Here is an 11,837-nt window from a genome sequence, read left to right as displayed (position 1 = left end):
GATGCGCAAGCTCTCCCGTCTCTCCCGCTTCAACATCGCCTCGCTCGCGCTGGGGCTGGCGTTCCTTTACCTGCCGATCCTCATCCTCGTTATCTATTCCTTCAATGCCTCGCGCCTAGTGACGGTGTGGGGTGGCTGGTCGCTGCGTTGGTATCACGAGTTCTTCAACGACCGCGCCATGATCGAGGCGGCCTGGATGAGCCTGCGGGTTGCGGTCTCGTCCGCGACCATTGCCACGCTGCTCGGCACGCTCGCCGCGGTCGCGTTGTCGCGCGGCGAGCGGTTTCGCGGCCGGACGATGTTCTCCGGCATGCTCTATGCGCCGCTGGTGATGCCGGAGGTGATCACCGGATTGTCGCTGCTGCTGCTGTTCGTCGCGCTCAATGCCGAGCGCGGCTTCTGGACGGTGACGATCGCCCACACCACGCTGACGATGTGCTTCGTCGCCGTCGTCGTGCAGTCCCGCCTCGGCTCGCTCGATCGTTCGCTGGAGGAGGCGGCGATGGACCTCGGCTGCGATCCTGTCCGCGCCTTCGTGGCCGTCACGCTGCCGCTGATTGCGCCGGCAATCGTCGCCGGCTGGATGCTGGCATTCACGCTGTCGCTGGACGATCTCGTGATCGCGAGCTTCACCACGGGCCCCGGCTCCGCGACCTTGCCGATCCGGATCTACTCCGAGGTACGGCTGGGGGTGAAGCCGGAGATCAACGCGATCTGCACGCTGGTGATCGCCCTGATCGCGGTGGTGATCGTCGTCGCCTCGCTCGCCTCGAAGCTGTCGAGCTCACAGGGCGAGAGCGCCGCGCCGCTGTGAGCCGATCGTCACGCGAACGAAGCGAAGCAATCCAGAAATGCCCCCGCGGAAACACTCTGGATTGCTGCGTCGCTACGCTCCTCGCAATGACACGAAGGGCTGTTACGACTTCACCGCACCCGCCGTGAGCCCGCCCACCATGTAACGGCGGAAGGCGTAGTAGACCGCGGCCGGCGGCAGCGCGTAGATGAAGCCGGTCGTCATCAGCAGCTCCCATGGCGAGTCGTCGGCGGCGAGGAAGTTGCCGAGCGCGACGGGGAGGGTGATCTCGCGGTCGTTCGAGAGCAGTAGGAACGCGTAGAGATATTCGTTCCAGGCCAGCAGCACCGCATAGGTGCCGATCGCGACCAGCGACGGCATCATCAACGGCAGATAGACCAGGCGGAAGATCTGCAGCGTCGTGGCGCCATCCATGACGGCGGCTTCGTCCAGCTCGACCGGCAGCTTGTCGGAGGCCTGCTTGAGCACCCAGATCGCGTAGGGGCTGGCGATCGTCACCATGGCCAGGATCAGCGACCAGTGATTGTTGAGCAGGCCGTAATTGCCCATGGTGCGATACATCGGCACGGCGAGGAACGCCGCGGGGATGAAATAGGTGAAGAGCGCGAGGTTCAACACCATGCGTCCGCCCGGCACCTTCAGCCGCGAGATCGAGAACGCCGCCGCAGTCGCGATGAACAGGGTCAGCACGCCGACGGATGCCGCGATCAGCGTCGAATTCCAGAACTGGACGTAGAAGTCGCGCAGGAAATAATGCTGCTGCTTGAACACGATCTCGAAGTTATGCAGCGTCGGATGATCCGGCCACAGCTTGCCCGAGAACGCGTCCTCCTTCGGGGAGATCGCGAACAGGAACATGTGATAGATCGGGATCATCGTCCACAGGAAGACGGGGATACCGATCAGCAGCAGCCGCGCTTCGATCGCGACTTCGCGCAAGGAGGGGAGCTTCATCGCGACAACCGTTTCATCATGAAGTACACGAGCGGCAGGACGAACGGCATCGCGCAGACGATCGACGCCATGGCCAGCGAGAGCTGGTCGAGCCGGAGATAGCGGATGCCGAGCGTCGACAGCACGTGCGTGAGGTCGGCCGGGCCACCGCCGGTGAGCAGATAGACGCTGTTGAAGTCGCCGAGCGTCCAGATCATCGAGAGCAGCGTGCAGGTGACGTAGAGAGTCTGCATCGACGGCCAGGTGATGTAGCGGAATTTCTGCCACCAGCTCGCACCGTCGACCTCGGCGGCCTCGAACAGATCGTGGGAGATCGCAAGCCTGCCGGTGATCAGGATCAGCGTCCAGAACGGCAGCGACTTCCAGATGTGCACGGCGATCGCCATGGTCAGCGCCACGGTCGGATCGTTCAGCCAGTTCGGGCCGTCATCGCCGGTGAAGGTGAAGATGAAGTGGTTGATCATGCCCCATTCGGGATTGAGCATGAAGCGCACCGACAGGATGGTCGGGATCGACGGTACCGCCCAGGGCAGGATGAAGATCACCGAGAGCCATTTGATCCAGGTGCGCTGCTGGGCGAAGAAGCCGGATAGGAACAGCGCGATCAGCATCTTGATGTTGATGCCGATGACCAGGAAGATCAGCGTGTTGACCGCGGCGCGCGCGAAGATCGGGTCGTTGTAGAGCGCGACATAGTTCGCCGGCGCGCGCGCCAGCCACAGCCCGTAGCCGACGGGATAGACGACGAAGGCGAGGAAAACGAGCAGATAGGGCGCGAGCAGTACGATGCCCCAGACCTGCGCCGGGGTCAGCCGCGTCGACAGGGGCGGGCCGGGGATTGCCTGATCGCCAGAGAGCGTGATCGCCATTCTTTTCGGTCTCTTCAAAGAGAAGCCGGCCGCGAAACGCGGCCGGTGTTGTTCTTATACCTTTCCCCGCAACGCGGGGAGAGGGGCGGATGACTTAACCCGCGACCTGCTTGATGCGGGCGATCAGTTCGTCGACGGCCTTGTCGACCGGAACCTTCTCGCTCACCACCCGGTTCATCGCCTTCGCCCACACGTTCTCGTTGTTGAGGATCGTGAACTTCCAGTTCTTGGTGAAGTCGAACGCGGCGGTGCCGCCCTTGAACTGCGTGTAGACCGCCTTGCGGTGCTTGTCAGCCTGCCAGAACGGGCTTTCCTGGCTTTCCTTCGTCACCGGGAACCAGCGGCCCAGTGCGCCCTCGATATAGGGACGGACGTTCTCTTCCTGGAGCAGGAAGCTGATGAACTGCTTGGCCTCGGCTTTGTTCTTGGCCGCGGTGAAGACCAGCCCGGTCTTGACGTCGGAGCGGTAGCGGATAGTCGAACCATCCGGCGCCTTGGGGAAGGACGCCGTGATGATGTCCTGTTCATAGGCCTTCTTGCCGGCGTCGCGCTGCTCCTGGGTAAGGGCCTGGTTCTGCGAGTCCTCGAACCACTTCGCCGCGATCGAGATCGTGAAATTGTGAGTCATCACGATGGTCTTGTTGTGGAAGGCGACGTTGTTGTCAGGATCCTTCCAGGTCGTCGAGGAGGGCGGCGTGCAACCCTTGATGTAGGTGTCGGTGTAGTCCTTCATCGCCTTGATCAGGTTCTCGCGGACCTTGGGATCATCGACCAGCAGCTTGCCGTCGTCGTCAACCAGCTTGACGTGGTAGGCGTCCATGAAGGTGTAGAACGACTGGAAGGCGTCGGTGGATTCCACGCCCATCGGCTGGCCGACGGCATAGATGCGCTGGCCGGTCGCCTTGCGGATCGCCGGCTGCACCTTGTCGCACCAGAATGTCCAATAGCCCGTCCAGTCGGTCGGAATGTCGCTCTGCTTGAAGCCGGCCTTCTCCAGCATGTCGTTCCAGATCTGGACGTGCATGCTCTGCTGCTTCAGCGGGAAGCCGTAATAAGCTTTCTTCTTGGTCACGTCGTTGTAGAGGATCGACGCGTCCAGCGTGTTCTGCACGAACCGGCCCTTGATCGGCTCCATGACATCCGTGAGGTCCTCGAGCTTGCCCTCGTAAGCCCACTTGCCCTGCGCTTGCACGTCATAAGAGTCGGAATAGGCGACATCGGGCACGGTGCCGGCATCGAGCGCGGCGACCGTCTTCGGAATCATGTCCTGGATCGCGTACTGCGACAATTCGACCTTGATGCCGGTCTTGGCTTCGAATTTCTTGATCGTGTCGATCAACGCGTCGTCTTCGGAGCGATAGAAGCCCTTGCCCCACCAGACCGTAATCGTCTTCTGCTGCGCAAAGGCGGGTGCAGTGGCCGCAAACAGCCCAACCGCAGCGACCGCCAATGATACTGCGCCAATAACCTTGGATCTCACGTTTTTCTCCCTCAAACGGCCGGTGTTTTTAACCGGTCGTATAAAACACTAGCGCATGGCGGAAGTCTGATCTAGCGCCATCTTGTCAGACCAATGTCGTGGGGATAGAGCCTCGCGGAGATGCTTAATGCGTGCATCGATCCAATCGCCGCATCAATTCGCGGCAATCAATTCGCCTTGTGCGTTCTGGCTTGGCCTGACCATGCGCGGCTGCTCGCCGCCAGCGAAGGCGTTTTAAGCAGTATGAGGACTGAACGCAACGCAACCCGCTCGCAAGGCAGCGGTGCTCTGGCTGCAGGGCCAAAAATGTCTCTGTGAAACGGGCGGATTGATCCGAGGAACTCCGGTTCGAGAGGGAACGGTCTTGCCCGGTCTGCCGGCGAGCTATCAGCGTTTCCGCTTCAGGCCCGTCGAAGCTGTATTTGAACTTGCCTCGGCGGATCGGGACCGTGGCTTGCCTTGCCCGCTCGTCCGGGAAGGAGAGCGCCACGCCTCGAGCAGCATCTTGAGAAATTGGCTGGCATGAGGGGATAGTGTCGCCCCGCGCCTGCGCACGATTCCGATCGTCCGCGACACTTCCGGCTCGATCAACTGAATGGTGTGAATGATCGGATGGCCGGCGACGGGCGTCGCGAGTTTCGGTAGCACGGCGATTCCGAGTCCCGCTTCGACGAGGCCAAGCGAACCTGAGAGATGCGCGACTTCATAGGACCAGTTCAGCTGCAGGCCGTGTCGCGCCAGCGCATTGTCGATCAACGCGCGATTGCCGCTGTTGCGACCGACGGTGATGACCCGGTGCGGCACGATCTCCGACCAGCTTACCTGTTTGCGCGATGCCAACGGATGGTCATGACGGCAGGCCAGGACGAAAGGATCCTCAACCAGTTTCTCAAATTCAATTTCGGCATGTGATGCACCAATGAAATTGATGCCGAAGTCGGCTTCGCCGCGCGCGACCGCTTCCAATCCCTCATTGGCGCCGATGTCCAGAATCCGGATGCGAATGCGCGGATACGCTTCGGCAAACCGGCCGATCGCTCGCGGCAGGAAATAGAACACTGCTGTCGGCACCGCAGCCACCGAGACCAAGCCTGAACTTCGCGCGCCGATATCCTGGATGGCGAGCACCGAGGTCTCAAACTCGTCGATGAGGCGGCGCACCTTAGGCAGGAAGTCGCGGCCGGTCATGGTGAGATTGACGTGGCGCGTCGACCGCTCGAGCAACGGCGCACCGAGGCTTTCTTCCAGCTTCTGAATACGTCGGCTGAGCGCTGGTTGAGACAGGTTCAGCGCCTTGGCGGTCCGGACAAAGCTTCCCGTCTCCGCGACGGTGATGAACGCCTTGAGGTCGAGCAGTTCTGCGTTCATGGCAAGGCTCCATTATATCGATAGACGAAATAATACCTCAGATATTTGCATTTCACAAAAGAGTTCAGAGGGAGGATGCTCCGGTTCGGGCGAAGATGTCGCCGAACGGAAGAATTCCATGAACGATCAGATTGCCATTCCCTGTGTGGTCATGCGCGGGGGTACCTCACGCGGACCGTTTTTCCTGGCCCGCGATCTTCCCGCCGACCCAAGGTCGCGCGACGCGGTCCTGTTGTCTGTGATGGGAGGTGGGCACGATCTTGGAATCGATGGAATCGGCGGCGGCAATGCCGTTATCAACAAGGTCGCGATCATCGGACCGGCAACGGTGCCCGGCGCCGACGTTGACTACCTGTTTGCCCAGGTACGTGTTCGTGAAGGGATTGTCGATACCTCGCCGAACTGCGGAAACATGCTGGCGGCGGTGGGGCCGTTCGCAATCGAGGCCGGCCTGGTCGCCGCGACCGCAGATCGCACCCATGTCCGCATTCACAATGTCAACACCGGCAAGCTGATTGATGCGACCGTTGCCACCCCCGGAGCGCGGGTGACTTACGAGGGCGAGGCGCGGATCGACGGCGTACCGGGAACGGCCGCGCCCATCGAACTGTCATTCCCTAACGCGGCCGGCGCACGCACCGGTCGCCTGCTGCCGACGGGACGACCGGTCGACCGCATCGAAGGGATCGACGTGACCTGCATCGACGCGGCGATGCCGGTCATGCTGGTCCGCGCGGCGGATCTGGGATGGACCGGCCGTGAGGCACCTTCGGACTTCGCCGACAGCGGCTTCCGCGCGCGTCTCGAGAATTTGCGCGTCGAGGCCGGGCGCCTGATGGGTTTTCCAAATTCCGCGACAATGGTGATCCCGAAGCCGGTTCTGATTGCGTCTGCGGGCGAGGCGACGTTGAACACCCGGTACTTCATGCCGCATGACTGCCATGGCGCGCTGGCGGTGACCGGCGCTGTCGCAATCGCGACGGCCTGTGTCACGCCCGGGACTATCGCCGCAGACATGGTGGGACCGCTGGCGCCGCCGGTGCCGATCACGCTCGCTCATCCCTCCGGCCAGCTCGTGGTTCGGCTGGAGCCCGGTCCGGTCGCCCGGGTGCAGCGGACAGCCCGGCGGATCTTCGAGGGCCACGTCTTCGCCCGCCGATCGCACGTGCCTCATTCGGTCTTGGCGGCCTGAAGCCCGCCGCCTCCGCAGCCATCAAGAAAATCAGAGCCATGGGAGAAACGAGAATGCACAAGCAAGCGCTGGCTGGGCCCGAGAACAGTGAGCTGCGAAAGCCATTCTACCGGATTCTCTACGTCCAGGTGCTGATCGGCCTCATGCTGGGCGTCCTCACCGGCCATTTCTGGCCTGAATTTGGCGCCGCGCTGAAGCCCTTCGGAGACGGCTTCGTCAAGCTGGTCAAGATGATGATCGCGCCGATCGTGTTCTGCACCATCGTCAGCGGCATCAACAGCATCAGCGATTCCCGCGAGGTCGGCCGCACGCTGGTGAAATCCATGGCGCTGTTCTACCTGCTGACCGTGCTCGCGCTGATGGCCGGGCTGATCGCCGTATCGCTGATCCAGCCAGGGGCGGGCATGCATGTTTCCGTCAGTACGCTGGACCCGTCGGTGGCTGCGAAATTCACCAAGCAGGCAGGTGCGACCGGATTTGCGGACTTCATGCTGCACATCATCCCGCATTCGTTCTTTGGAGCGTTTGCCGATGGTGAAGTGCTGCCGGTGCTACTGATCTCCATCCTGATCGCCTTTGGCCTAAGCCGTGCCGGCGATGGCGGCGTCGTGGTGACAAAGGCAGTCGCCTCGTTCTCTCACGTGCTGTTTGTATCCTTCGGCTTCATCATGAAACTCGCGCCGCTCGGCGCCTTTGGCGCCATGGCGTTCACGGTGGGCCGCTACGGCATCCGCTCGATTGGTTCGCTCGGACTGCTGATCCTGACATTCTATATCGCTTGCTCCGTCTTCGTGGTCGTCGTGCTTGGTACGCTGGCGCGGCTGAACGGCTTCAGTCTGTGGAAGACCATCCGCTACTTCAGGGAAGAACTGCTGATCGTGCTCGGCACGTCGTCGTCGGAGCCGGCGCTGCCTGGCGCGCTGCGCAAGCTGGAGCAGCTCGGATGCCGGAAAGGCGTGTCAGGGCTCGTGTTGCCGATGGGCTACTCGTTCAATCTGGACGGCAGCGCCATTTATCTCACCTTGGCCTCCATCTTCATTGCGCAGGCCTGTGACATTCACCTGTCATGGGGTCAGATCGCGGCGATGCTCGGACTGATGCTGCTGACGTCCAAGGGGGCGGCCGGCGTCACCGGCAGCGGCTTCGTCGCGCTTGTCGCGACCCTCTCGGTCATGCCGGATTTGCCGGTGACCGGCGTGGCGCTGCTTGTCGGCATCGACCGCTTCATGTCGGAGGCGCGGGCGCTGACCAGCATGATCAGCAACTGTGTCGCGTCCATCACCGTTTCGCTGTGGGAGGACGCCTGTGACCGCGAGGTGCTGGCCCGTGAACTGGGACAGAGCGGCACTGTCACGGCCGGGACGAAGATCGCGGAGGCAGCGCTGGTGCGGGAGGACAAGAGCTGGATCTCGACGACGCAATCAGCCGCTTGACCGCAGCGTTTGCATGAAATCGGTCGCAGTATTCAGCTTGGCAAATCGAGCCCGTGGCCCGCAGGCTGCCGACCCCTAAGAGAGCAACGTTGATCACTCTAGTTGGATTTGGCGCTGTCCTTCGCATTCTCCGCCGTCGGCGATCCGTCCTGCGCGGGGCGCTTTCCGCCCCCGGTGATGCGCTGCTTCAGGAGATCGAGGAAGGGAGACGCCGCAGGCGACTGGCGGATCAAGCTTTCGGGGTCGGGGAAGATCAGGGGATCGTCCCAGGGCCCCTGCACCATGAAGGGCAATTGAAAGCCGGACGTGGTGTTGAGGCTTGCCACGCCCTTCATGTCGTATTCGCGCGTCGGCACCGAGGCGGTGCCGGTCATCGTGATCTTCGCCGCGGGTCCCTCGATGCGGATGTCCTCGGCGGTCGCGATCCCATCGGCGAATTTCACCGCGATGGTGAGATTGTTATAAGGGGTCGAGCCGTTGCGGAAATTGCCGCCGCCGGACAGCGGCCGCCGCTCCAGACGCTTCAGCAGTTGCTCGGCGTTGAAGCCCGCGATCGCGCCGTCATGCCCGGTGACGGTGGCGCTGCCGTCGAGCGACTGCACGAGACCGAACGGGCTCGAGCCTGAAGCGAAGAGCGACACGTTGATGTTGCCGCGCCCCGAGAGCTTGTTGATGCCGAACAGCTCGGTGGCGCAGGCCTGCAGATCGACATCGGTGAACTGGAACTGCGCCTTGATGTCGGCGACGCTGTCGGCGCGCGCGATGCCGAACGAGCCCCTGGCGATGCCGCCAAAGATCTGGGCCTCGCCCACCGAGAGCGCCAGCGTGCCGTTGCGCAAATTGGCGCCGATCGCGGTGCGGCCGAGCTTCGACGGACCGACCGTCAGCTTTGCCGCCGACAGGCGCATGTCGAGGTCGGTGGTCGACAATCCGTTGAGATCGAACAGCTGTCTGTTCCAGTCGCGCGCCCCGCTCGCGAGCAGGCGGAAGGTCGAGATATAAGGCGTGAAGTCGAGCGCGTCGGCGGCGAGCGTCGCCTGCAGCGTCTGCCGGCCGTTATTGGCGTAGGTCATGACGCCCTCGGCGGTATTGCCGTCGAGCTCGACATTGACGTTGGTGAGAGCGATCGAGGCACCCACGACGTTGGCGCGCGCCTTCAGCGCGAAACGGCCGAAGCCGCCGCTGCCCGGCTGCGGCTGTCCGGTCCAGCGCAGGGCGTTGCGCAAGGACGGGCTGTCGATGGTGAGCGTGCCTTCCATCATCGGGCTGGTGCGGTTGGCGACGCTGCCGTCGAAGGCGAGCTTGAGCGGCGCGCTCGCGATCCGCGCCTTCAACCCCGACCGCTCGCCGGAGAGGGCGGCGACGAAATCGGAAAAGCTGATCGAGCCGTCGACGCGCTCGCCGCGCCAGTCGAACTGTCCGGTCGCGGCAAAGGAGCGCGAGATCGAGGGCCAGGCCAGCGACAGGTCGATGTCCTCGAGCTTCTCGGTGGCGTGCGTGGCGGCGTCCTCGTAATTGAGTACGCCGTCCTGGATCCTGATCTCGGAGAACGACACCTGGTTGTCGGCGCCGGGCTTCATGGTGCGTGCAATGGTCTGGATGAAGGGTGTCCAGTTGCTCTCGCCGTCCGGCTTCAGGCTGACATGGATGCGCGGCCGCAGCAGCGCCAGGTCAGCGATCTCGAATCGTTGCAGCAGCAGCGGCAGCAGCCGCAAATTGGCGGTGAGCACGTCGACATGGAGCGCGGGATCGTTGGCGCCGCCGCCCTTGAGACCGACGTCGCGGAAGGAGATGTAGCTCGCCGGTAGGACCGAAATGTCGATGTTGCCTGCGACACTGAGCTCAAGCCCGGTCACGTCGCGGATCTGCGCTTCCACCGCCTTGCGCAGCGCGTCACGGTTGATGAGCCAGGAGGTCGCGATCAGGGCTATCAGCGCCACGCCGAGCAGCGCCGCGATCGGCGTCCCGAGGCGCTTCATTCCTTGGGCCATGGTCAATGGCATGTCCTGATCGGGTTGGTCGTTGGAGCCAGAAGGGCGGGTCGGGAAACCTGCGTGCCCACGCCCAACCCCCGCAACTTGATGGGTTTTCTTGTCGCTTTCAAGGCCGCGAGCGATTCTGCCCACGGCGTGGGCAGCTTCTATCACCCGGGGGCGGAACGGAGAACCCCGTATCATTGACGGCCTCGGAGAATTTCGCCTAATAATCGCCGCCAATAAGGCGCGACGCCCGCAAGCCGAAGGTTCAGTCGAAGGTCATTTGCATGAACAAGGTCTATCCCGACGCCAAGTCGGCTCTCGACGGCATTCTCAAAGACAACATGATGATCATGTCGGGCGGCTTCGGCCTCTGCGGCATCGCCGAGGAGCTGTCGGACGCGATCCGCGAGTCCGGCGTCAAGGGCCTGACGGTGGTCTCCAACAATGCCGGCGTCGACGGCATCGGGCTCAGCCGCCTGTTGGAAACCCGGCAGATCAAGAAGATGATCTCGTCCTATGTCGGCGAGAACAAGCTGTTCGCCCAGCAATTCCTCGCCGGCGAGCTGGAACTCGAATTCAATCCGCAGGGCACGCTGGCCGAGCGCATTCGTGCCGGCGGCGCAGGCATCCCGGCCTTCTACACCAAGACCGGCGTCGGCACGCTGATCGCCGAAGGCAAGGAAGTGAAGGAGTTCGACGGCGAGAAGTATCTGATGGAGCGCGGCCTGTTCGCCGACCTCGCCATCGTGCATGCCTGGAAGGGCGACACCGCCGGCAACCTCATCTACCGCAAGACCGCGCGCAACTTTAACCCGATGATGGCGACCGCCGCCAAGATCACGGTGGCGGAGGTCGAGCATCTGGTTCCGGCCGGTGAACTCAATCCCGACCACATCCATACGCCCGGCATCTTCGTGAAGCGCATCGTCGAGGTCGGTACGGCCAAGAAGCGCATCGAATTCCGCAACACCCGCCCGCGCACCAGCGCATGATCCGGAAAAGTGGAAGCCGGTTTTCCGATCAGATCATGCGCCACTAAAGAATCGACAGGAGCACAACGATGGCCTGGACCCGTGAACAGATGGCCGCGCGCGCCGCGAAGGAACTGCGCGACGGCTATTACGTCAATCTCGGCATCGGCATTCCGACGCTGGTCTCGAACTACATCCCCCACGGCATGGACGTCAGCCTCCAGAGCGAGAACGGCATGCTCGGCATGGGCCCGTTCCCCTATGAAGACGAGGTGGACGCGGACCTGATCAACGCCGGCAAGCAGACCGTGAGCGAGCTGCCCTCGACGTCCTATTTCTCGAGCGCCGATTCCTTCGGCATGATCCGCGGCGGCCACATGGATCTGTCGATCCTCGGCGCGATGCAGGTGGCCCAGAACGGCGATCTCGCCAACTGGATGATCCCCGGCAAGATGGTCAAGGGCATGGGCGGCGCGATGGACCTCGTCGCCGGCGTCAAGCGCGTCGTCGTGGTGATGGAGCATTCCGCCAAGGACGGTCCGAAGCTCCTGAAGAAGTGCAATCTGCCGCTCACCGGCGAGCGCGTGGTCGACATGGTGGTCACCGATCTTGCCGTCTTCACCATCGACAAGCACGGCGACGGCGGCATGGCCCTGATCGAGCTCGCCGACGGCGTCACGCTCGACGAGGTCAAGGCCAAGACCGAAGCCGAATTCCGCGTCGCGCTGAAGAACACGTAAGGCTCAGTAGTTGCGAATGGCCGGGCTTGCCCGGCCA

General features: G+C 62.9%; 10 protein-coding genes. 5 read left to right on the top strand and 5 right to left on the bottom strand.

Translation table 11 applies throughout. The features are described from left to right. Window position 1 precedes the first annotated feature (1 nt). Window positions 2–814 carry an ABC transporter permease gene (locus ACNJX8_RS36660; protein ID WP_249758139.1) on the top strand — a complete coding sequence of 271 codons (813 nt, stop codon included), beginning with the start codon at window positions 2–4 and terminating at the stop codon, window positions 812–814. A 102-nt stretch (window positions 815–916) separates the two neighbouring features. Here the strand turns inward: ACNJX8_RS36660 and ACNJX8_RS36655 are convergent, their stop codons facing one another. From ACNJX8_RS36655 to ACNJX8_RS36640, 4 genes are all read right to left on the bottom strand, one after another. Beyond that, window positions 917–1,768: a carbohydrate ABC transporter permease gene (locus tag ACNJX8_RS36655; protein ID WP_091888255.1), complete on the bottom strand. Its 852-nt coding sequence runs from the start codon at window positions 1,766–1,768 to the stop codon at window positions 917–919. Beyond that, window positions 1,765–2,637, bottom strand: coding sequence for a carbohydrate ABC transporter permease (locus ACNJX8_RS36650; RefSeq protein ID WP_439358650.1), 873 nt, complete (start codon window positions 2,635–2,637; stop codon window positions 1,765–1,767). Before ACNJX8_RS36650 ends, ACNJX8_RS36655 begins: the two co-directional genes overlap by 4 nt. A 94-nt stretch (window positions 2,638–2,731) precedes the next feature. Further along, window positions 2,732–4,117, bottom strand: coding sequence for an ABC transporter substrate-binding protein (locus tag ACNJX8_RS36645; RefSeq protein WP_091888259.1), 1,386 nt, complete (start codon window positions 4,115–4,117; stop codon window positions 2,732–2,734). Between the two features lie 387 nt (window positions 4,118–4,504). Continuing rightward, on the bottom strand, window positions 4,505–5,485 hold the full coding sequence (locus ACNJX8_RS36640) for a LysR family transcriptional regulator (RefSeq protein ID WP_439358649.1): 981 nt from the start codon (window positions 5,483–5,485) through the stop codon (window positions 4,505–4,507). Window positions 5,486–5,603: 118 nt separating this feature from the next. On the opposite strand from ACNJX8_RS36640, the gene ACNJX8_RS36635 reads away from it, so the two are divergent. Beyond that, on the top strand, window positions 5,604–6,677 hold the full coding sequence (locus ACNJX8_RS36635) for a 4-oxalomesaconate tautomerase (RefSeq protein ID WP_439362031.1): 1,074 nt from the start codon (window positions 5,604–5,606) through the stop codon (window positions 6,675–6,677). A gap of 53 nt (window positions 6,678–6,730) precedes the next feature. Then, on the top strand, window positions 6,731–8,110 hold the full coding sequence (dctA, locus tag ACNJX8_RS36630) for a C4-dicarboxylate transporter DctA (protein WP_439358648.1): 1,380 nt from the start codon (window positions 6,731–6,733) through the stop codon (window positions 8,108–8,110). A 98-nt stretch (window positions 8,111–8,208) separates the two neighbouring features. Here dctA and ACNJX8_RS36625 read toward each other — a convergent pair whose 3' ends face one another. Then, window positions 8,209–10,101 carry an AsmA family protein gene (locus ACNJX8_RS36625; protein WP_164934748.1) on the bottom strand — a complete coding sequence of 631 codons (1,893 nt, stop codon included), beginning with the start codon at window positions 10,099–10,101 and terminating at the stop codon, window positions 8,209–8,211. 272 nt (window positions 10,102–10,373) lie between these two features. Here ACNJX8_RS36625 and ACNJX8_RS36620 point away from each other — a divergent pair, with 272 nt between their 5' ends. Both ACNJX8_RS36620 and ACNJX8_RS36615 read left to right on the top strand, forming a co-directional pair. Continuing rightward, window positions 10,374–11,081, top strand: a complete 708-nt coding sequence (locus ACNJX8_RS36620) for a CoA transferase subunit A (RefSeq protein WP_027573157.1) — start codon at window positions 10,374–10,376, stop codon at window positions 11,079–11,081. A 68-nt stretch (window positions 11,082–11,149) separates the two neighbouring features. Further along, window positions 11,150–11,800, top strand: coding sequence for a 3-oxoacid CoA-transferase subunit B (locus ACNJX8_RS36615; protein WP_128940156.1), 651 nt, complete (start codon window positions 11,150–11,152; stop codon window positions 11,798–11,800). The last annotated feature ends 37 nt before the right edge of the window (window positions 11,801–11,837 follow it).

Source organism: Bradyrhizobium sp. SPXBL-04 (assembly GCF_051853035.1).
Taxonomy (GTDB): domain Bacteria; phylum Pseudomonadota; class Alphaproteobacteria; order Rhizobiales; family Xanthobacteraceae; genus Bradyrhizobium; species Bradyrhizobium zhanjiangense.
The sequence above is the reverse complement of the archived record's forward strand: the minus strand, read 5'-3'. Positions and strand labels throughout refer to the sequence as shown.